General features: G+C 72.5%; 13 protein-coding genes. 3 read left to right on the forward strand and 10 right to left on the reverse strand.

Annotation, left to right across the window (positions count from 1 at the left end; genetic code table 11):
* Window positions 1-112: 112 nt before the first annotated feature.
* The 5 genes from NR798_RS05530 to NR798_RS05550 all read right to left on the reverse strand — a co-directional run bounded on the left by NR798_RS05530 (window position 113) and on the right by NR798_RS05550 (window position 8,948).
* Window positions 113-3,340, reverse strand: a complete 3,228-nt coding sequence (locus tag NR798_RS05530) for an amino acid adenylation domain-containing protein (RefSeq protein WP_375770361.1) — start codon at window positions 3,338-3,340, stop codon at window positions 113-115.
* 11 nt (window positions 3,341-3,351) lie between these two features.
* Window positions 3,352-4,395: a TauD/TfdA family dioxygenase gene (locus tag NR798_RS05535; protein ID WP_375770362.1), complete on the reverse strand. Its 1,044-nt coding sequence runs from the start codon at window positions 4,393-4,395 to the stop codon at window positions 3,352-3,354.
* Window positions 4,396-4,489: 94 nt separating this feature from the next.
* Window positions 4,490-8,014: a condensation domain-containing protein gene (locus NR798_RS05540; RefSeq protein WP_375770363.1), complete on the reverse strand. Its 3,525-nt coding sequence runs from the start codon at window positions 8,012-8,014 to the stop codon at window positions 4,490-4,492.
* A 73-nt stretch (window positions 8,015-8,087) separates the two neighbouring features.
* Window positions 8,088-8,723: a hypothetical protein gene (locus NR798_RS05545; RefSeq protein WP_375770364.1), complete on the reverse strand. Its 636-nt coding sequence runs from the start codon at window positions 8,721-8,723 to the stop codon at window positions 8,088-8,090.
* 21 nt (window positions 8,724-8,744) lie between these two features.
* Window positions 8,745-8,948, reverse strand: a complete 204-nt coding sequence (locus NR798_RS05550; protein WP_375770365.1) for a hypothetical protein — start codon at window positions 8,946-8,948, stop codon at window positions 8,745-8,747.
* A gap of 317 nt (window positions 8,949-9,265) precedes the next feature.
* Here NR798_RS05550 and NR798_RS05555 point away from each other — a divergent pair, with 317 nt between their 5' ends.
* Complete coding sequence (locus tag NR798_RS05555) at window positions 9,266-11,434, forward strand: penicillin-binding protein activator (protein ID WP_375770366.1); 2,169 nt, start codon at window positions 9,266-9,268, stop codon at window positions 11,432-11,434.
* Entirely contained in the window at window positions 11,431-13,029 is a 1,599-nt protein-coding gene (locus NR798_RS05560) for a WD40 repeat domain-containing protein (protein WP_375770367.1), read from the forward strand. Before NR798_RS05555 ends, NR798_RS05560 begins: the two co-directional genes overlap by 4 nt.
* 198 nt (window positions 13,030-13,227) lie before the next feature.
* Here the strand turns inward: NR798_RS05560 and NR798_RS05565 are convergent, their stop codons facing one another.
* Both NR798_RS05565 and NR798_RS05570 read right to left on the reverse strand, forming a co-directional pair.
* Window positions 13,228-15,657 carry a DNA polymerase domain-containing protein gene (locus NR798_RS05565; protein WP_375770368.1) on the reverse strand — a complete coding sequence of 810 codons (2,430 nt, stop codon included), beginning with the start codon at window positions 15,655-15,657 and terminating at the stop codon, window positions 13,228-13,230.
* A gap of 10 nt (window positions 15,658-15,667) precedes the next feature.
* Entirely contained in the window at window positions 15,668-16,360 is a 693-nt protein-coding gene (locus tag NR798_RS05570) for an NAD-binding oxidoreductase (RefSeq protein WP_375770369.1), read from the reverse strand.
* Between the two features lie 58 nt (window positions 16,361-16,418).
* Between NR798_RS05570 and NR798_RS05575 the strand changes: the two genes are divergently transcribed.
* On the forward strand, window positions 16,419-17,183 hold the full coding sequence (locus NR798_RS05575) for a transglycosylase domain-containing protein (protein ID WP_375770370.1): 765 nt from the start codon (window positions 16,419-16,421) through the stop codon (window positions 17,181-17,183).
* A 49-nt stretch (window positions 17,184-17,232) separates the two neighbouring features.
* Here NR798_RS05575 and NR798_RS05580 read toward each other — a convergent pair whose 3' ends face one another.
* The 3 genes from NR798_RS05580 to NR798_RS05590 all read right to left on the reverse strand — a co-directional run bounded on the left by NR798_RS05580 (window position 17,233) and on the right by NR798_RS05590 (window position 21,569).
* Window positions 17,233-18,966 (reverse strand): serine/threonine-protein kinase, encoded by a 1,734-nt coding sequence (locus NR798_RS05580; protein WP_375770371.1) that lies wholly within the window; start codon window positions 18,964-18,966, stop codon window positions 17,233-17,235.
* Window positions 18,967-19,053: 87 nt separating this feature from the next.
* Window positions 19,054-20,652: a PE-PGRS family protein gene (locus NR798_RS05585; RefSeq protein WP_375770372.1), complete on the reverse strand. Its 1,599-nt coding sequence runs from the start codon at window positions 20,650-20,652 to the stop codon at window positions 19,054-19,056.
* 8 nt (window positions 20,653-20,660) lie between these two features.
* Window positions 20,661-21,569, reverse strand: coding sequence for a hypothetical protein (locus NR798_RS05590; RefSeq protein ID WP_375770373.1), 909 nt, complete (start codon window positions 21,567-21,569; stop codon window positions 20,661-20,663).
* Between the last annotated feature and the right edge of the window lie 9 nt (window positions 21,570-21,578).

Consider the following 21,578-nt stretch of genomic DNA (forward strand, 5'->3'; position numbering starts at 1 on the left):
TTGGGAAGACCGCGCCCGGCGGACCTCCCGGCCATGCGCTTCACCAACTGGTCCGACTGTTGGACCAGTTGCTCCTGACCGGCTCCGGCGGGTCCGCTCCGTCAACGAGGGCTCATTTCCGGCCTCTGCCCGCCTTGATGAGAAGGGCCTGCTGCTGCATGGCCTGACGTTGCTTCTGGGCCCGGTCCTCGACCCGTTGCTGGCTCTGTCCGGAGGCCGCCGCCGCTCCGCTCTGCGCCTGGCCGATGTGCCGGGCGAGCGCGGCGACGGTGGGGTGCTGGAAGAGCTCCACCATGGAGAAGCGCCGGCCGAAGGCCGCGGCAAGCTTCTCGTGCACCTGGACCATCAGGAGCGAGTGCCCTCCCAGGTCGAAGAAGTTGCTGTGCAGGCCCACCTTGTCCGTCTTGAGGGCCTCCTGCCAGATGCCCGCGATGGTCTGCTCGAGCTGGTTGGTGGGTGCCTCGTAGGGGACATCGGACTCGCGCGTGGCGGTGCGCGGGTCGGGTAGCGCGGCGCGGTCCACCTTGCCGTTGCGCGTGAGTGGCAGGCGCGCGAGCGGCACCAGGGCCCAGGGCACCATGAACTCGGGCAGCAGTTGCCGCAGCAGGCCCCGGAGTTGGTGGGCCAGCTCGTGTCCCTGGGCCTCGGCACCCGGAGGCAGGCCCTGGCGCGGGACGAAGTAGCCCACGAGGTGCTGCTCGCCGGGCTGCGTCTCGCGCAGCACCACGATGACCTCGCCCACCTCGGGGTGGGTGCGCATCACGGATTCGATTTCCCCCAGCTCGATGCGCAGGCCGCGCAGCTTCACCTGGTGGTCGGCGCGGCCGAGGAACTCGATGCGGCCGTCCTCGCGCCAGCGGCCGAGGTCTCCCGTGCGGTAGAGGCGCGAGCCCGGTGTGCCGGACGGGTCGGGGATGAAGCGCTCGGCGGTGAGCTCGGGCCGGCCGATGTAGCCACGGCCCACGCCCGTGCCACCGATATAGAGCTCGCCCGGGAAGCCGGGGGGCACCGGACGCAGGTACGCGTCCAGCAGGTGCACGCGCACGTTGCCGAGCGGCCCGCCGATGGTGGGCTCGGGGGCGTCGGCCACCGGGCAGGTGGTGGCGTTCACCGTGCACTCGGTGGGGCCGTACATGTTGACGAAGCGGGTGCGCGAGCGGGCGCGCAGCTCCGTCCAGGTGCCCGGGGTGATGGCCTCACCGCCCACCAGCACGAGCGCGGGGGAGAAGTCCGGTTCGCGGCCCAGGCCCTGCTCCAGCAGGGGCGCCAGCAGCGAGGGCGTGGTGTCCAGCACGTCGAGCGCCTGCCGCTGCACGAAGCCGCGCATCCGCGATGCATCCATGCGGGCCTCCTCGGGGACGATGTGCAGCGAGTGGCCGTTGAGGAGCTGCACCCACTGCTTGACGGAAGTATCGAAGACGAGCGGCCCGTTGAGGCTGACGCGCAGGCCGGGGCCACGGCCCTCGTAGACGGTGTCACGCAGGGTAGCCGCGAGGTTGAGCAGTGAGCGGTGCTGGATCATCACCCCCTTGGGCCTGCCCGTGGAGCCGGAGGTGAAGAGCACGTAGGCGAGCTGCTCGGGCGCGATGGTGACGTCCGGCGCGGTGTCCAGAGCGCTGGCGATCCGCTCGGCGTCGGAGTCCAGGAGGACGGCCGTGGCCACGCCCTCGGGGAGCAGGGACTGGAGGTGGGCGCGGGTGACGACGAGCCGCGCGTCGGCCTGCTGGAGCATGGAGCCGAGGCGCTCGCGGGGGTAGAGCGGATCGAGCGGCACGAAGGCGCCGCCGGCCTGGAGGATGGCGAGCAGGGCGACGGCCTGCTCCACGGAGCGCTCCAGGAAGAGGCCCACGCGCGTTTCGGGTCCCACGCCCAGCGAGCGCAGGTGCCACGCGAGCCGGTGGGCGCGGGAGGCCAGTTGGGAGAACGTGAGCCGCTCGTCCTCGAAGGCCACCGCGAGCGCGTCCGGGGTGCTCCGGGCCACGGCGGCGAAGCGCTCGGGAAAGCTGCCCGTGGTGTCGTAGGGACGCTCGGTGCGGTGGAAGGACTCCAGCCGCCGCAGCTCCGCCCAACCCATCACCGGCAGGGACTCCAGCGTGCGCTCCGGCCCGGTGGCGGCAGCCTCCAGCAGCGCCAGCAGCCGCTCTCCCAGCACCTCACTGGAGTAGCGCGAGCCGTCCCCCTGGATTTCCAGGTCGAGCATCCCCTGGTGTTGTCCGCAGCTCAGCTTGAGCTCGAAGCGGCTGGTGCAAGCGCTCATCCGCCGGGGGGTGAAGGTGAGGCCGTCCTGGTGGAACTCCTCGGGCCAGGTGAAGTCCTCGAAGGCGAAGGGGAAGAAGGGGGCCTTCGCCACGTCGAAGTATTCCTGCCACGCGATGGTGTCCTGCGTGGACCGGGCCACCTCGCGGGCGAAATCGGCGAAGCGGGCGTGCGCGCGCACCTCGCAGCGCAGCGGGAGGTAGCGCTCGAAGAGGCCGATCGCCTCATCCAGTCCTTCGTAGGTGCGGCCATCGAAGCGCACCGCCACGGACCATTCGAGGCATCCGGAGTGGCGGGCCAGCAGGAGCTGCCAGCAGGCCAGCACGAACGTCGGCACCGGCACGCCGATGCGCCCGGCCGCGGCAATCACCGAAGCGGTGAGTCCGGGGGGCAGCTCCCTCGGCCGCCACGGTCTGGGATTGAAGGCAGGCACGGGTGTTCCGGTGCCCGGGGCGGGGAACTCGAGGCCCTCCCAGTAGCGCCGGCCGTCCTGGGCGTCCTCGGACTCGAGGAGCTGCTGGAACACCTCCGAGACGTCCGCGTACTGCATGGCGGGCTCGGGCAGGGGTTCGCCGCCTCCCTGCGCCGCCCAGGCTCCGGCGAGCTCGCGGACGAGACAGGCCAGTCCCTTCCGGTCCGCCGCGAGCGCCGGGAGGTCCACCACCAGCAGGTGCCGCTCGGGACCGAGCGTGGCCAGCCACAGGCCGCCCGGCTCCTCGGGTGCGCGCTTCTCGGGCGTGTGGCTCCAGGGGTTCTCGGACGGGCCGAGCAGCAGGTCCTCCAGCAATGAGCTCCACCACTGGGCGCGAGCGCCCGTCCAGTCGAGCTCCTGCAGCACGGTGGCGGGTACGTCCCCGGGGACCTGGACGGCGGCCTCGGTGCCCGGGAGCCGGCGGTACGTGGTGCGGAGGATCTCATGCCGGGAGATGACCTCCCGCGCGGCGCGCTCGAGGCGCGGCTTGTCCAGCGGGCCTCGCAGCTCCACCACGCACTGCGCGCGGTAGGGCGTGTCCGGGCTCGAGGTGAGCCAGGCCCAGAGGTGGGCCTGCTGGGGAGAGAGACGGAAGCCGTTGGAGGAGGACAAGGCGGAGTCTCCTAGGAGTGGGCGGGGACGGGGCGCACGCCGTCCCAGGGAAAGAGGCGGGCCATGCCGACGAGCACCTCGCGCGGGCCGGAGAAGGGCGTGCGCGCGTGCGCCGCGAGCATGTTGTCGACGACGAGCAGATCTCCCCGCTCCCAGGGGAAGGAGACCGTCTCGGCGTGGTAGGCCGCGCGCAGCGTCTCCAGCACCTCGGGCTCGATGGGCGAGCCGTCGCCGTAATAGGTGTTGTTGGGCAGGTCCTCCTCGCCGAACTCCGCGAGCAGCGCCGAGGCCACCGCGGGAGGCAGCGTGGAGACGTGGAAGAACGTGGCGTGGTTGAACCACACGGGCTCGCCGCTGACGGGGTGGAGCCCGGCGGCGCGGCGCACCTGGCGCGTCCTCAGCCGCTGGCCCTCGCGCCACTCGAACTGGATGTGGTTGCGGCGGCAGTACGCCTCGACCTCGGCGGGCGACTCCGTCTGGAAGGCCGTCTGCCAGCTCAGGCCGAACTGGCCGCCGAAGTTGCGCACGTACGTGTAGCCCTGTTGCAGGAAGCGGGCGCGCACCTCGGGCGGCAGGCGCTGGAAGACGCGGCGCGAGTCCACCAGGGGCGTGCGGCCTCCCTCCCGCGCGGGCGTCACGCAGCAGAAGAAGAGGCGCAGGGGGAAGGCCTGGTTATAGGACTGCTCGTTGTGCGGGAAGATGTGCTCGGCGGGCGGGTGGTCCGTGGAGGTGTAGACGTTGCCGCTCACCTGCGAGCGCGGCGAGGAGCGCTCCTCATAGGGGAGGGACTCGCCGGCCACGGCGCGGATGGCGCGCTCCAGGGCCTCGGCGGACGCGATGTCGAAGCCGCGGAAGAGCACGGCGCCATGGCGGTGCAGGTGCTCGTCGACGCGCGCGCGGTGCTTGCTGGCCCAGTCGGCGAGGTCCACGCCCGGGAGCGTGGGCCGGGCGAGCACGGGGAGGGAGAGTCCGGGCTGGAGCGGCTCGAAGCGGACCCAGTCCTCGCCGGACTCCGCCACCTCCCGGCGCTTCACCTGGGGGAGTGCCTTCTTCATGGTGTGCCTTCCCTTGTTGCGCATGCTCCCTCTCCCTCTGGGAGAGGGCGGGGGGTGAGGGTGGTCGGCCCGAGAGTCACCGTGAGGAAGACCCTCACCCTGACCCTCTCCCAGAGGGAGAGGGGACGTCGGTCTTGCGGCGCACGTTGCGGAACAGGTCCTGCCGCTTGGATTTCAGCTCCTCGGCCCGGGCGCGCTCGTGTTGCCGCTCGTGCTCGGTGAGGACGTCGCGCAGCTCCTCCAGCGTGGCGTCCGGGCGCTGCGCGGCGGCCGAGAGCACGGCCTGATAACCCTCGCCGAGCCGGGCGATGGTGGCGCCATCGAAGAGCGCGGTGCTGTAGCGCAGCACGCCGCCCAGCACGCCCCCGTGCTTCGACAGCAGCACCGACAGGTCGAAGGGCGAGCCCCCGTCATCGAGCTCGAGCAGCTCCAGGCGCAGGCCGGGCAGCTCCAGCGCGGGCAGGGGCGCGTTCTCCAGGACGAACATCACCTGGAAGAGCGGGTTGTAGCGGGCGTCGCGCGGGGGGCGGAGCGTCTCGACGAGCTTGTCGAAGGGGACGTGCGGGTGCGCGTAGGCCCCGAGCGCCACCTGCCGCACGCGGGCGAGCACCTGCCGGAAGGTGGGGTTGCCCGAGAGGTCCACGCGCAGGACGAGCTGGTTGACGAAGAGGCCCACCAGTTGCTGGGTGCGCGGGTGCTCGCGGTTGGCGAGGTCCGTGCCCACCACCACGTCCGTCCGGCCGGTGCGCTGGTGGAGCGTCACGAGGAAGCCGGCGAGCAGCACCATGAAGGGCGTGGCGCCCTCGGCCTGTCCGAGCTGCTCGAGGCCCACGGTGAGGGGCGCGGAGAGCGTCAGCGGGTGGCGCGCGCCCTCGAAGGACTGGGTGGCGGGGCGGGGCCGGTCGGCGGGCAGCTCCAGCAGGGGAGGCATGCCGGTGAGGTGCTCCTTCCACCACGACTGCTCGGCCGCGAGCGTGCCGCCCTCCAGCCAGCGCCGCTGCCACGCGGCGTAATCCGTGTACTGGACGCGCGGGGCGGGCAGGGGCGAGGGGCGGCCCTCGGCGAAGGCGGGGTAGAGGGCGCCCAGCTCGCGGACGAGCACGCCCATGGTCCAGCCATCCGAGACGATGTGGTGCACGGAGAGCACCAACCGGTGCCGCTCCGGGGCGAGCTTCAGCAGCTTCGCTCGCAGCAGCGGGCCGCGCTCCAGGTCGAAGCGCTGGCGGGCCTCCAGGGTGGTGAGCCGGGTGGCCTCGGCCTCGCGCCCGGCCTCGGGCAGGCCGGACAGGTCCACGAGGGCGCCCTCTCCGGCGAGCGGGCCCAGGTCCGGCACCTGCTCCGCGGGGAGCAGCACCTGCACGCGCTTGCCGTCCACGAAGGGGAAGCGGGCGCGCAGCGAGTCATGCCGGCGGAGGATGGCCGCGAGCCCGCGTCCCAGGGCCTCCACGTCGAGCCGTCCCTCCAGCTTCACCGCCGCGGCGACGTTGTAGGCCGAGTTGCCCGTCGCGAGCTGGTCCAGGAAGAGGAGCCGCTCTTGTCCGTAGGCGAGGGGCGGGTGGGGGCCGTGGTGGGCGGGCTCGAGGGGCGGCGGGGCGGAGGGCGCGGGGTGCAGGGCCTCCAGCGCGCGGGTGGTGAGGGTGCCCAGGCTGGCGCCATCGAGCAGCAGCGCCACGGGCAGGTGGATGCCCAGCTCCTCCTCCAGCGCGCCCTTCAGCTCGATGGAGTGGATGGAGTCCAGGCCGTACGCGGTGAGGGGCCGCGCCTCATCCAGCGCGGAGGCGGGCACGGCGAGGGCGCGTGCCAGCCGGTGCCGCAGGTGCTCGCCGAGCAGCCGGTGCCGCTCCGTCTCCGAGGCGCTCAGCAGGGCCTCGCGGGTGAGGGCGGGCGGCTCGGCCTGTGCCGTGGACGCGGCCTGGGGCGCGGCGCTCTCCGTGACGAGCTCCAGCTCGCCCGCGAGGTACATGGCGCGGCAGGTGCTGCGTTGAATCTTGCCGCTGGACGTCTTGGGGATGTGGCCCGCGGGGACGAGCACCACGCGGCTCGGTGCCACCTCGTGCTGCTCGGCGACGGCGCGGCGGATGGCGTCCACGGCCTCGGAGGGCTCCGGGAGCTTCGCGCGGTCCACCTCGTGGACGAGCACGAGCTGCTCCTGCCCGTCCGTCTCCAGGCCGAAGGCGGCGGAGCAGCCCGGACGCAGCGCGGGGTGGCTGGCCTCGGCGGTCTGCTCCAAGTCCTGCGGGTAGAGGTTGCGCCCGCGCAGGATGATGAGGTCCTTGATGCGGCCCGCGACGAACAGCTCGCCGCCCGAGAGGAAGCCGAGGTCTCCGGTGCGCAGCCAGGGTCCCTCGCCGGTGTCGCTCCGGCGGGCGCGGAAGGTCTGCTCGCTCTGCTCGGGCTGGCCCCAGTAGCCCTGGGCGACGCTCCCGCCGCGCACCCAGATTTCACCGCGCTGGCCCTCGGGCACGGGGACGCGTGTCTCGGGGTCGGCGATGAGCAGCTCCTGGTCCATCACGCTCGTGCCACAGCCCACGAGCTGGCTCACGCGCTCGGAGCCCTCCTGCTTCCAGTCGCGCACCACGGGAAGCTCGCCCTTGCGCCCACCGGTGACGAGCAGGGTGCCCTCGGCCAGTCCGTAGCACGGGTAGAAGGCCTCGCGGCGGAAGCCGGAGCTGGCGAAGGCCTCGGCGAAGCGGTCCATCGTGGCGGCGCGCACGGGCTCGGCGCCGTTGAAGGCCAGGCTCCAGGTGCTCAGGTCCAACGCGGCGCGCTGCTCGGGCGTGGTCTTCCGCACGCACAGGTCGTAGGCGAAGTTCGGCCCGCCGCTGTGCGTGCCGCGGTAGCGGGAGATGGCCTCGAGCCAGCGCACGGGCCGTTTGAGGAAGTCCAGCGGCGAGAGCAGCACCACGGGGATGCCGGCGAACAGCGGCTGGAGCACGCCGCCGATGAGGCCCATGTCGTGGTAGGGCGGCAGCCAGATGACGCCCACGCTCCCGGGCGAGGGCTCGAAGCCGCGCTGGATGGCCGTCGAGTTGTGCAGCAGGTTGCCGTGACTGAGCATCACCCCGCGCGGCGTGCCGGTGGAGCCCGAGGTGTACTGGAGGAACGCGAGCGACTCGCGCGTGAGGCCCGGGTCCTTCCAGGCGCTGGCGGCGTCCGCGGGCACCTCGTCGGTGGCCACCCACTTGAGCCCGGCCAGTCCGGGGAACTGCTCGGCCAGCCCGTCCGCCATGGAGCGGATGAAGCCGTTGGTGAGCGCGAAGCGGGCGCGCGCGTCGGAGATGAGCGCCTCGAGCCTCGGGAGCGTCCGTCCCAGGCGCATCGGGTCCGGCGGGTAGGCCGGCACGGCGATGGCTCCGGCGTAGATGCAGCCGACGAAGGCCGTGACGTAGTCGAGCCCGGGCGGGTAGAGCAGCAGCACCCGCTCGCCCCGTGCTCCCAGCTCCTGCAGGAGTCCGCCGATAGCCCGTGCGCGCGCGTTCAGTCCGGCGTAGGTGAGGTGTGCCTCCTCGGTCTCACCATCGACGAGGAAGGTGTACGCGAGTTCCTCTGGCTGGGATTCGGCACGGCGGCGCGACAGCTCGAGGAGCGAGGAGGAGTCGAACGAGGAGGACGGTGCCAAAGCCCAAGGGCTTTTAGCACGCGCTCCCAGCAATGCCTATCCCGCAACTCCAGGAATCCGGTGCCGCATCCGCTCAGTGGCGGAAGCTGGATTTCTCTCCGCGCAGCAGACCGAGCAGTGAGGTCGCCGCCTCCAGCGGATGGGTCGCGTAGTGCCTCACGGTCTCCACGCGAGGCAGCTTCACGCCGCGGCTCCAGGGCCCGCGCATCCAGCGCTTCGGCGGAGGATCGGCCGGTGAGGCGCGCGACGGGTCGGCGTCGCGTGGCTCCTCGGGGGCGCTCGCGCTCCTGCGGGGCTCCTCCTCGGACATGGGCACGTAGCGGGGATGCGCAACGGTGCCGCGCTCCACCTGGACGGGGTGGGCCTCGCCGTGCTCCGTCGCGGCCACCATCTGGTGCGAGGCGAGCGTCTCCGGTGCCTCCCGCTCCTCCAGGGACTTCTGCTCGTCGCGCGCGCGCCGCGAGGACCAGAAGACCTCCACGAGGTCCGTCGCCTCCAGGCGCGCCTTCGGGTGGCCATGCTCCGGGGTGAGCACCACGCCGTGCTCGTCCAGCGCCTGCACCTCCTCGAGCCGCACCCGGTGCTCGCGCGTGACGACCACGCGGCGCTCGAGCACGAAGCCCTCATCGTCGACGGCGATGACGCGTCCGAGCGGCTCGCCATCGTGGCAGCGCACCACCATTCCCGCACGAATCCTGGTTCGAGACATGACTGGCTCCGTTCGTTTGCTTCAGTCCCCGTCTTCCGTGTCGAGCGGCCCGGGCAGGGCATTCACGTGCACCACATGCCCGCCCTCGTCGGGCGGCGCGCGGGTGGCCTCGCTCTCCTCCGGGGTGTGGGGCGCCCGCTCCTCGAAGCCGTCGCCTTCCAGGTTGCGCTGCCGTTGCTCGCTCGTGCTCCCGTAGCCCTCCCGCAGCCGTTCCTTGCCGGTCATGGTCATCCGCTCCTGGGTGTGAACGTCCAAGCCCTAACGGTTGGGATGGGGGGAGGGGACCGCAACGCCTCCCTCCCTGGGAGAGCCCGGCCCCGGTCCAGTCCTGGGAGGCGCCCTCTCCACCGGCCGCCGGGCAGGCGAGTACCCAGGCACACACCCCCGTGGCCCAAGGCCCACGGGGGCCCCCCTTCCGAGGCCTCCGCGCCCGGGGCACCAGGGCGGCACGTCTGGTGCAAAACCCACCAGAGGGCGTGGGGAATGTCCCCCCCGCTCGACTGTCGACGGAGGCGCGCCCCACTGCTATGCACACCCACACCATGGATGTTCGCCCCTCTCCGCGCCGCGCGCTGCTGCTCGCGCTGGTGCTGCTGATGTCCGCCTGCAAGACGACCTCCGCCACGGGCGGTGGCTCTTCCCCTGACACCTCGTCCGGCTCCTCGAGTCAGGGCCGCACCGAAGACGTCCCCCAGGGAGACCCGTTCCCGTCGAGGCCCTCCGTCGAGGCGCGCAAGGACGCGCAGGCGGACCAGGCGCTCGCCCAGGCCATCCAGCAGGCCGAGACGGCGCCGCGCAAGCAGGCCGCCGAGGGATTGCTGGCGGTGCGCAAGGCGTACCCGCAGACGACGGCGGGCCAGGAGGCCCTGTACCGGGCCGGCGTGCTCTTCTATGACGCGCAGGACTACGCCAACGCGCGCAAGAGCTTCAACGAGCTGCTCTTCGAGAACCCGCTCCATCCGCAGGCCACCGAGGCCAAGCGCCGGCTGGGCAAGGCCGCGTTGGAGGTGGGGGCCTATCGCGACGCGTACCAGACGCTCTACAGCCTCGCCGAGCGCGCCGAGGGCGCCGAGCGCACCCAGCTGCTCGAGGACGCCGCGAAGGCCGCGGAGAAGGCGGGCCTGTTCGGGCAGGCGCTGCGCATCTCGGTGGACCTGGCCGGCAACGCCCAGACGCCCGAGGCGCAGCAGGCCGCGGTGGCTCGGGTGCAGCAGCTGGTGGAGGGCCGCGCGGGCTTCATGGACGTGGCGCAGATCATGGAGGAGCTGTCGCCGGCCAACCCCGCCTGGCCGGTGCTGAGCTTCAAGCTGGCCCGCATCTACTACCACCTGCGCGACTGGACGCGGCTGGAGGAGACGCTCAACCGCTTTCTGGCGGAGGCGCCCAACCACCCGTTCGCCGGACAGGCCCGCGAGCTGCTCGCGCGCGCCACCCGCCGCGTGGAGGTGCAGACGAAGACGGTGGGCGTGTTGCTGCCCCTGTCTGGCAAGTACAAGGCCGTGGGCGAGGCGGTGCTGCGCGGGGTGAAGCTGGCCCTGGCCGGCAGCGACATCGAGCTCATCGTCAAGGACACCCAGGGGGACGTGAACGTCACCGGGCAGGCCATGGAGCAACTGGCCTTCGACGAGGGCGTCATCGCCGTGCTGGGCCCCATCACCGTGGACGAGTCCCGCCGCGCCGCGCTGCTGGCCGAGGAGCTGCAGGTGCCGCTGCTGACGCTCACGCGCCAGGAGGACATCACCGGCATCGGGCCCTTCGTCTTCCGCAACATGCTCACCAACTCGGCGCAGGCGCAGGCCATCGCCGACTTCGCGATGAAGCAGAAGGGCTTCAAGAGCTTCGCGATGCTCTACCCCAACATGACGTACGGGGTGGAGCTGGCCAACGACTTCTGGGACCGCGTGGTGGCCAACGGCGGCCAGGTGCGCGGCGCCGAGACGTACGACCACGACCAGACGACGTTCACCACCGAGGCCAAGAAGCTGGTGGGCCGCTACTACCTGGAGGACCGGCTCGACTACCTCGAGGGCGTGCGCGAGGTGCAGAAGGAGACGACCGGCAAGGACGCGTTCCGCAAGCGCAAGGCGATGGAGAAGATGAAGGGCGAGGTGCCGCCCATCATCGACTTCGAGGCCATCTTCATCCCCGACGAGTGGAAGCGGGTGAGCCTGGTGGCTCCGGCGCTGGCGGTGGAGGACATCGTCACCAACGCGTGCGACGCGCGCGACCTGGAGCGCATCCGCAAGACGACGGGCCGCAAGGATCTCAAGACGGTGATGCTGCTGGGCACCAACGCGTGGAACAGCGGCAAGGGCGCCAGCGGCCTGCCCGAGCTCGTCGAGCGCGGGGGCAAGTTCGTCACCTGCTCGGTGTACGTGGACGGCTTCTTCGTGGACTCGCAGCGGCCGGCCACGCAGCGCTTCGTGAAGGCCTACCGCCAGGCGAACAACGGGGACCCGGGCCTGTTCGAGGCCTATGGCTACGACTCGGCGCGCATGGTGCGCCAGCTGCTCGAGTCGAAGCAGGCGCCCAAGAGCCGCGGGGAGTTCCGCGAGGCGCTGGCCAACGTGAAGGACTTCGACGGTGCCACGGGCAAGACGTCCTTCGATGACAAGCGCGAGGCGCGCAAGCCCCTCTTCCTGCTCTCGGTGAGCAACAAGGGTGTGACGGAGGTGCCTCCGGAGCAGTCGGCGGCGCTGGGTGGCTCGTGAGGGCCGCCGCGCCTCGTGCGCCGTGGCTCTTGGGGCTGTTGCTGCTGGCGGGGTGCCGGCACGCCGCGCCGGTGCTCGCGCCGGACACCGCCTACCGGCTGGAGTCCACGCCGGGCGGCCACCTCGCCGGTGAGGTGGTGGGCCTCGAGGACGGCGCCGTCCTCGATCGCCGGGACTTCGTCTGGACGCTGGCCTTCTCGCCGGAGTCCTCGCGCGTGGCCTACTCGCACCTGGGCGCGCGCGAGTACCAACTGGCCCTGTGGACGCTGCGGCCCTCGCTGGCGCGTGTGGTGGAGCAGGGCATCAACTCCACCGATTTCGACGTGGAGGCGCTGGCCTTCTCCCGGGACGGCTCGCTGCTGGCGAGCGCGGGCTGGGACGGCATGGTGCGCCTCTATGACGCGGCCACGGGCACGCTGAAGGCGAGTCTGCGCACCGAGGAGCCCCTCACCGCGGTGGCCTTCCACCCGGCCGGTGGCTACCTGGTGGCGGGCAGCGCGCAGGGGCTGCTCACCGTGCTGCGCGTGGTGGACCTGGGCTTCTCCTTCGAGGCGCGGCCCCACACGGACCGGGTGAGCGCGCTCGTCTTCGCGCCGGACGGGACGCTGTACTCGGGGAGCTGGGACAAGCGCATCCGAGTCTTCGACGCGCGCGAGGAGGCGCTGCGGCGCGAGCAGGCGCGGGTGCGCTTCGAGCGGCGCGGTGGCTTCGCCGTGGTGGGCGGGACGCTCAATGGGAAGTCGCCGGTGGCCTTCGCGCTGGATGCGCGCGCTCCGGCGCTGGTGCTCGGCACGCAGGCGGCGGCGGAGGCCGGCATCGACACGGCCATGCTGCAGGAGACGGTGTCGCTGCCCACGGCGCTCGGTTCCACGCTGGCGCGGGTGGCCCGCGGCCAGCGGCTGCGCCTCAAGGGGCTGGAGCTGGACGGCCTGGACGTGGCGGTGTGTGACGCGTGTCTGCCTCCGGGCGTGGGCGGCGTGCTGGGTGCGCCCTTCGCCGAGCGCGTGGACGTGGCCTTCGACGACGCCACGGGCGAGGCCGTCTTCACGCTGAAGGCTGCGGCGCAGGTGCGGCAGGAGGAGCGGGGGCTGGTGCTCGCCCCGCGGACCGGGTTCACCTTCGAGGCGCACGTGAATGACGTGACGCTCGACGCGGCCGGGCGCCGCCTGGGGGTGGCCTTCTCCGAGCCGAAGGCCGAGCGCAACCGCACTGTCTACGAGCGCGAGAAGAAGGGGCTGGTGGAGCCGCCCGCCGAGTGGAACGCCGCGGCGCTGGTGGACGCGGGCTCGGGCCAGGTGCTGCGGAAGTGGACGGCGCACCGGGGCGTGGTGGCCTCCGCGGGCATCTCCCCGGATGGGCGCTCGCTGGTGAGTGGTGGCTGGGACAAGCAGCTGTACGTCTGGCGCGAAGGGCAGGAGTCGCCGGTGGCGGAGCGGAAGTTCGGTTGGTCCGTGCGCCGGGTGCGCTTCAGCCCGGACGGGCGGCTGGTGGGCGTGGCCGCGTGGACGCCGCAGAAGGCCGCCGGAAACCAGGAGAGCGATCCGGCCGCGGCCCTCTTCCCCGTGTGCTACGCCGCCCCCACCGTGGAGCGGTGACGTACTCCCTCTCCCCTCGGGAGAGGGTTGGGGTGAGGGTGCCCGAACCCGTTCTCCAGCCCGTGGCCCACACTGGGGACAGAGGGTTCAACCCGGGTTCACCCGATACCCTCACCCCGTCCCTCTCCCGGAGGGCGAGGGGAAATGGCCGCGGTTGTCAGCAAATGGCCGCGGTCATCAGCGCATGTTCCCAGGGACTCAGCCCTCTCCCAGAGGGAGAGGGGACATCCACGGGTTCTCGGACCGAGGCTGCTCACTCTCGGGCTCGTCCAGCACGGTGAGCACCGGCCGGGCATCCGCCAGCGACGGCGCGAAGAGCGAGGGCTGCTCGGGATCGGCGAACACCGCCGCGAAGTCCTCGGGCGTCAGCGCTCGCACCAGCCGGGCCGCGAACGTCTCGCGTAACTGCCGGGCGTAGAAGTCGGCGTCATAGTCCCGGGGATCGCTCTCATTCTCACCGGCCTCGGATTCGGGCAGCAGTCCCGCGCGTCCGCCCACCGCCCGGTAGACCCGCACCTGCTCGCCGGAGGCCCAGTGCTTCCGCCCGCTCGCCAGCATGGCCTCGTAGGGCAGCTCGCGCCTGCGCGCGGCGAGATACTGCTCCGGCGTCTTCGTCAGCCGCACCTGTGCCGCCACGCTCCGGGTTGGCAGTGCCCGCCGGCGCAGCGCCATCACGGTTTCGACATAGATGTCCCGCACGCCGGGGATGTCTCCCGCGAGCAGGCAGCGCAGTGCCCGGCGCAGGAAGTCCTCGCCGAAGGGCTCGGCCCGGCTGGAGCGGAACGCCACGCCGCGCAGGATGAGCGCCCCGTCATAGGGCTGCAGCGCGTAGTTCTTCGGTTCATGCGAGAGCATCGCGGCATAGCGTCCGTCGAACTCGAGGCGGACCTTGGGGGGCAGCAGGGCCGCCACTTCGGAGACCACCCGGCGCTCGTCGGCCTCGCCCCAGCCGTCCGGCACGGAGAAGTACACGCCGTCCGTGTCGGCCTCCAGCAGTGTGACGCCGCGCCGGGCCAGCTCCTGGCAGATCTGCGCCAGCACCTCGCGCCCGCGCCGCGTCACCTCGTTGGCGGCGTGCACGTCCGCGAAGCGCGTGAGCCCGCCCGCGCCCAGGTAGCCGTAGGCCGAGTTGACGACGATCTTCATCGCCGCGGAGAGCGCCTCATTCGTGTGCCGCTCCGGCGAGCCGGGGGCCGCGGCCTTCGCACGGGCCTTGGCCGCGAGCCGCTGCTCCACGAGCCGGTCCACCAGCGCGAGCATCACGCCGAGCCGATCCCTCCGAGGGCCGATGCGGTACTGGCGCATCAACGAGGGGTACAGGCTGGCGACGTCGGCCTTCACCACGTGCCGGGCCACGCCCGTGGCGAACAGGTGGAGCGCCGCCCCGCTGTGGGGTGTGCCATCGCCGGGCTCATGGGTGGGCAGTGCGGCCCCCGCCCGGAGATAGGCGCGCACGAGGAGCGGGTCGATGACGCCGGTGGCGGGCCCCGCGTCCGCGAGGCGCTCGTAGCGGCGGGGTGCCATGCGGGCCAGTGCGAAGGCCGCTCCGCCGAGCATGCGAGCCAGTCCGGCGGCCTCCGTCACGTCGTCGCGGGCATAGCGCCGCACGCGCTCGGGGTCGGTGCCGAAGACCTCGTGCACCCGGGCCCCGGGAATGTGCTCCCGCTCCGGGCCCGCGAGGCCCAGGTGCCGCGCGACGGCCTTGAGCCCGTGGCCCGGCAGCTCCCGCGTGGAGAAGTCGTGCCGCCGCACGGCGTCCAGCGTGTCGATGAACTCGCGGCCGGGAACCGTGTACCGCGCGCGGCGCATCGCATCGTGGCCGGGGCCCCCACGTCCAGGGGCGGCGCCTCTTGCGGCGGGGCGCTGCCGCAGGCCCGGTATGCCAGCGCGTCCCAGCGCGAGCGTCACGCCGAGCACCCGCGCCCGGTGGGCGAGGAAGGGCAGGTCGAAGCCGTGCAGGTTGTGATTCTCGAGCACGTCCGGGTCGATGGCACGCACCCGCGCGACCAGCCGCTGGAGGAGATCGGCCTCGGCGGCATCGCCATCGCCATGGACCTCCAGGGTGTCGGCCCTGCCGTCCGTGTCCCGGATGGCCACGAGGAAGATGCGGTCGTGCGCGGGGTTCAACCCGGTGGTCTCGAGGTCCAACTGCATGCGGCGCAGGTCATCGAACCGGAGGTCGCGGAAGTACGTGCGCCCCGATGCGACGAGGTACTGCTCCTCGGGGGGAAGCGCGAGCACCGCTTGGGCGCCCAGCTCCCGCAGGTTTCCGATGGAGTGGCCGAGTCTGCGCGAGGCGCCCTGGAGCACGGCCGAGGCCAGTGCACGCCCATCCTCCGCGCGGACCAGGTAGCGAAGCGCGCCGGGACCCTCGAGCTCCTGCCACGTCACCCGGTGCGGCGCGGGTCCTTCGCTCTCGGGGCGGAGCCTCGCGCCGAGGTGCGCCAGGTCCTCCAGCGAGGCCAGGAGCAGCCAGGGACGGAAGCGCACATCCTCGCGCACGAGCGAGCCACTCTGGGGAATCCGCCGCCAGACGAAGGCACGGCCATCGGGCTCCGCCCAGACCGAGACGATGCCGGGTGTTTCATCCCAGCCCCAGAGCCACTCGTCCTCCGGCGTGTGCGCCATCGTGGGCTCTTCAGTAGTTGAGGTGGATGGCCTCGCGGGGCAGTCCACGGTCCCGCAGCGTGTCGATCACCCCCTGCACCATGCCCGACTGGCCGCAGACGAAGGCCAGGGTCTCCTCCACCGGCTCCTCGCCCAGGTGGGCCTGGACGTAGCCGGTGAGGCCCTGCCAGCCGCTCGCGCCCGGCTGGCTCACCGTGCGCACCACGCGGATGCCCGCCGCCTCCCAGTGGTGCAGCTCGTCCTCGTAGGCGAAGGCCTGCGGGGTGCGCGCCCCGAAGTACAGCGTCACACGCCCGTAGGCGCTCCGCTCCTGGCGGATGCTCTCGATGACGGAGCGGATGGGGGAAATCCCCGAGCCCGTGGCGAACAGCAGCAGGTTCCCGCCTCGCGCCTGCACCAGGGGGAAGCCCCGGCCCTCGGGGCGCCAGCTGTGTACCTGGGCTCCCGGCGCGAGCGTCACCAGCGTATCCGCCAGCGGGCTGCCCCCCTTGAGGAGGAACTCCCAGCGGGTGCCAAAGGGCTCCGGCGCCGAGGCGATGGCGAACAGCCCCTCCCCCACCTCGGGCAGGGCCAGGCGCACGTACTGCCCCGGGGTGCGGTGCGTCCCCACCAGCGGGGTTCCGCCGATGTCCAGGACGAGCTCGGTGAGGCCCTCCGCGGCCGGGAGGACGGCCGCCACGGTGGTGGGGTGCCAGTCGTTCATGTCGGAACTGATTTAACCCGGTCCCGGCCCGCCGTCGCCCTTTGATAACCTGGGGGGCGTGAAGACCCTGCTCTGGTTGGTGTTGTTCCTCATCGGGCTGGCGGGCGTGGTGCTGCCGGCCATCTATCTCCATGCCTCCAGCAAGCTGCCCCAGCTGGAGACGGAGTTCGACCTGGAGAAGCAGCTGCGCCACTCCATCGAGGGCGAGCGGATGAGCCTCCAGGCGGGCACCTTCGGGCCCAAGCGGCCCATTGCCTACAACCGGCCGGACTTCTCGCGCCTGCCCAAGGACCTGGTGGCCCTCTACATCTCGCAGCTCGGGTGCCCCACCTACTTCCAGACGCGGCGCGAGGACGGCGCGAAGTGGGCCTGGCGACTCTTCTCCGTCGTCACCTTCGGCACCGAGCCGCCGGGGGATGGGGCCTGCGAGCGCCTCATCGCCGCGCGGCTCGCCACGGCGCTGGGCATTGGCGGCGCGCTGGAGCAGGCGGTGGCGGCCAACCGCCTGCACTCCTTCCTCCAGAAGGACCAGCTCATCGCCTATGACCTGTCCACGCTCTACTTCGACCGGGGTGTCGTCGGGGTGGAGGACGCGGCCTTCAAGGTCTTCGGGCGCGAGCTGGACACGCTCAAGCTGCCGGAGCTGGCCGAGCTGGCGCTCACCCTGCCGCCGCACGACATGTACGGGGATGCGCTGGTGTGCCGCAACGCGAGCCTCATCCGGCAGAACCGGGACGTGCTGCTGGCGGACCTGGCGGGCTTCAAGCTGGTGACCGAGGAGCGGGCGCGCACCGCCATGTCCCAGCCCGTCATCTGCCGCTGAAGCGCTGGGGTGAAGCACCGGGGGCCTGGCGCGCGGGCCGGGCCCCTCGTCACTTGCGGCGCAGGAAGAACTTCTCCCAGCCGTCCAGCTCCTTGGCCACCTGACGGCGCTCCTCGGGCGTCGAGGCCGACTCGGCCTTCTCCCGGATGTCGTCGAGGGTGCGGCGCGTGGCGGGGCTGAGCTTCTGGCCGGACTGGGAGAGCGTGTCGACCTCCCTGTCCAGCTTGCGGATGCGGGCGAGCAGCGCCGTCTGGGTGAGCGCGCGCGGCTTCACCGGCTCGGTGGAGACCACCGCCGGGCCCGCGGGATGGACGGCGTTGTCGTGCGGCTGCGTGGTGCCGGCCTGCACGGTGGTGCCCGCGTCGGGCACGGCGGCCGGGGGCGGCGTCTGCTGCGCCAGGCTCGTACCCGCGTCCGGCGTGGGCTCCACCACCGGCTGCGGCGGGGGCTTCACGGGCTGCGGCGGGGGCGCGATGACCACCTGGGGCGGCGGGGTGGGCGTGGGCCCGCCGCGCAGGGCGAGCACGAGGCCACCGCCCACGGCCACCAGCGCGAGCGCTCCCACGCCCAGGAGCAGCCGCCGCGAGGACGGAGTGCCCCCGGTGTCGCGCGGCGCCTCGGGCGGAGGCTGCGGCTTCAGCGGCTCGGGCGCCGGGAGGGGCTTGGGCTCGAGGGGCTCGGCGGGGTCGAGGGCCTCCGGCGTCGCCCTGCGGGCGGGCTCGGGGACGGTGGGCCGGGGGTGGGCCTGCTGGGTGAGGGTGTCGCGCAGCCGCTGGAGCTGGCGGCGCAGCTGCTCGGCGGAACCGGGGCGCGCCTCCGGATCCTTGGTGAGCATCTGCAGGATGAAGGCATCCAGCGCGGCGGGCAGCTCGGGGACGAACTCCGAGGGCCTCGGCGGCCGCGCGTCCACGTGCTTCATCAGCAGGTCCACCGGCGAGGTGCCGGTGAAGGGCAGCCGGCCGGTGACCATCTCGAAGGCCACCACGCCCAGGGCGTAGAGGTCCGTCATGGGCCCCACGGGCTGGCCCCGGGCCTGCTCGGGCGCCATGTACTCCGGGGTGCCCACCACCATGTCCGTGCGCGTCTGCGCCGTGCGCCCGGTGGGCAGGCCCATCTTCGCCAGGCCGAAGTCCAGCAGCTTCACGTAGCGCGAGCCGTCCGGCTGCTTCACCAGGAAGATGTTGCTCGGCTTGAGGTCGCGGTGCACCACGCCGGCCCCGTGCGCGGCGCCCAGCGCGCTGAGCACCTCGTCGAGGATGTCCAGCGCCTCGGACACCGGCAGCCGGCCCTTCTCCGTCAGGTGCGCGTCGAGGGCCACGCCCTCGAGGTACTCCATGATGATGTACTGGCGGCCGTCGGGCACCTGGCCGAAGCCGAAGATGTCGACGATGCCGCGGTGGCGGATGGCGTTGACGGCGCGGGCCTCGGCCAGCAGGCGCGCCACCTGCTCCTCGGCCGCGGCCAGCTCCGGGCGCAGCACCTTCACCGCCACGCGCTTGCCGATGAGCGGCTGGATGCCTTCGTACACCAGGCCCATGCCGCCCACGCCCACGCGCTGGCGCAGCTCGTACTCGCCAAGCTTCAGCCCGGTGAGCGGGTCCTGCGCGGAGGAGTCGTCCATCACGTTCACCGTTCTCCCGGGCGCCGTCCTTCGTGCGCCTCCCATGTCGCCGGTGAGCGGCGAGGTCGAGGCGTCGAGCAGCACGGTGCCGTCGCGTGGGCAGATATCGGTATCCGCCGGCACGGAGAGACCGCAGGTTTCGCAGAGACGGGAGTCAGCCATCGGGGAAGTGTCCCCAGGGTAGCAGACCGGGAGCGGATTCCCACAAGCGGGCGAGCAGGCGGGGGAGACCCGCCTGGTCGGATGCCGTCAAGGAAACCCGGGACACCCGTTGTAGTTCTTCAGCAGCCCCGGGTTGCCCTCGGGGAGCGGGCCAGGGCCCGGCGCACCCGGGTCCTTCAGTCCGAAGGTGGTGCCCGTCTGAGACAGGGAGGAGCTGGGATCACACCAGACGCCCACGGAGGGGCCTCCGGCGCCATTGCCGCCGTGGCCTCCCGGGCCTCCATCCCCGCCCTTGCCGCCCTTGCCGCCATTGCCGCCCGTGGCCTGGTAGAGGTAGCCGGGCGGCGTCTTCTCCGAGAACATGCCCAGGCCCCCGGCGCCTCCCGGGCCTCCCATCCCGCCGAGACCTCCCCGGCCCCCGGCGCCTCCCTTCCCACCGCCCCCCGTCTTCAGCGTGCAGGCCTCCAGCTCCACGTTCCCGCGGACGAGCAGCATGGCAATGGAGGCCCCACCGCCCTGGCCTCCCTTCGCGCCAGCGCCAGGGCAGCCGCCCGCACCACCACCGCCGCCGCCGCCGCCCTTGGACTGCGCGAAGCCAGGCGCCTCGCAGTAGCCTCCGCCCCCTCCGCCCCCTCCACCCGCTCCGAGGGTTCCGTCCTCGCCGTTCGTGCCGGACTTCGCCACCCAGGTGCCTCCCACCAGTTCCCCCGTGCCATCGCCCGGCTGGCCGTGCGTCCCCGTGCTGCCCGGCGCGCCCGGTTGTCCCTCACCTCCGGGAACTCCCACGCACTCGCAGAAGGCGTCGCCGCAGCCGCTGTTGATCTTGTTCACCCCGGCGTCACCGCCCCCCGTGGTGGAGGGCTGCCCCGGAGCGCCAGCGGCCGGTGGGGTGCCGTAGTCGCCGGCGCCCTGTCCTCCAACGCCTCCCGCGTAGGAGCCCGGGCCACAGCTGCTCGCCCCCTGGACCCCGCCCGTGGGCGTTCCGGCGTCGCCGTTCTTCCCCACGCCTCCATCCGCGCCCCCCTGGGGGTTGGGGCTGGGCGAGTCACCCGCCCGGCCTTCCGCGCCGGCTCCGGCCTCCACCTGCACATGGCGCAGGTGCACGCCGCTCGAGTCCATCACCCGCAGGCCGATGGACGGCGTCCCGGGCGTGGTGCTCGCGGTGGAGCCGATGCGCACCCACTCGATGACGACGCCCGCGTCCGTCAGCCCGTTCACCGTGAACCCGATGGTGCCGCCCCCAATCTGGGTGACGTATTCGGCGCCGCGCTTCCAGTTGCCGTTCACGCCGGAGTAGCCACCGTGCAGGGACACGGGCTGCTCCATCTTCAGGTCCGCCTCGTCATAGGTGCCCTGCGCCAGGTAGAGCGCCTTGCCCTGGGTGGCGGCCATCCTCATGGCGACGGAGAGCCGCTTGAGTGGGGCCGCCGGGGTGCCGGGGTTGGAGTCCTGGCCGGCGTCGGGGTCCACGAAGAGCGCATTGCCGGGCATGCCGTCCACGCCGTCGCAGTTGGCGTCGTGGAACAAGTCATCCGGCAAGTCGATGCCCGCGTCATCGCACGTGGTGGGCTGGCAGCGTCCGGCCTTCACGCAGTCTTCGAAGGCCGAGTCGAAGTCGTAGCAACCGGTCGCGGCCAGCAGCGCCAGCGCGAGCCCCGCGGCGAATGGCTTCTTCGTCTCGAGCATGTGAGTCCTCACGGGAGTGTTCCGGCCACACCGACCATGCCGCCGCCGTGGAGCACGGAGGCGGTGGGGCGCACCTGGGAGGGCGTGCCCTCGTCCTTGCCAGACAGCAGGTAGATGAGTCCCGTCGTCACCACTCCGGCCGCGCCCAGCGCGAAGGAGCCCCGGCTCAGCCACTGGGCCTGGGTGCCCGACTCCAGCAGCCGTTTGCCGTCCTCGGGACTGGTGACGTTCAGCCCCTTGAGGGCGTTGTAGTCATTGCTCGCCTGCACGTAGAAGGCGGTGCCCACGCCCAGCAGCACCGCGCCCCCGGCGGCGGGCAGCCACGCCCAGCCCGGCGCGCCCGAGCGCGAGGCCGTCACCTCGGGCTTCACCGGCACCGGCTGGACGGGCGTGGGAGTGGTGGGCTGGGGCGGGGCCTCGACGAGCGGCTCCAGGGACGGGCGCAGCGCGCGGCGCACCGGAGGCACCACCTTCTCGCTGGCCTGGGTGAGCGCGTCGAGCAACTGGTCCTCGCGTACGCCCGGCACGTAGTGCTCGGAGAGCTGCTCACCGTCGCGCGTGGCGTAGGCCTTGAGGCCCACCCGGTAGCCGCTGAGGAACTGCACCAGCTCGGCGATCATCACCACGTCGGCCTGGGCGGCCTCGCCGAGCGTAATGCGGCAGGCGGCCTCCAGGCGGTTGCACCCGAGCACCGTCTTGCGCTGCGCGGGCGGCAGGCGCTGGGAGAGCTCCGAGGCGCGCACCACCTGCAGCCCCTGGGACTTGAGCTGCTCGTACACATGCTCCTGGGCGAAGGAGACGATGTGGGAGGGGACCCCCGCGGCCTCGGGCGGGGCGATCAGCACGGTGAGGGGGGCCTCGGGGGTCGCGGGCGCCTGGCCGAGCACGACGAGCGTGGCGAGGAGTGAAAGGAACACGATGGGTGC

This window comes from Archangium gephyra (assembly GCF_042230915.1).
Taxonomy (GTDB): Bacteria; Myxococcota; Myxococcia; order Myxococcales; family Myxococcaceae; genus Archangium; species Archangium gephyra_B.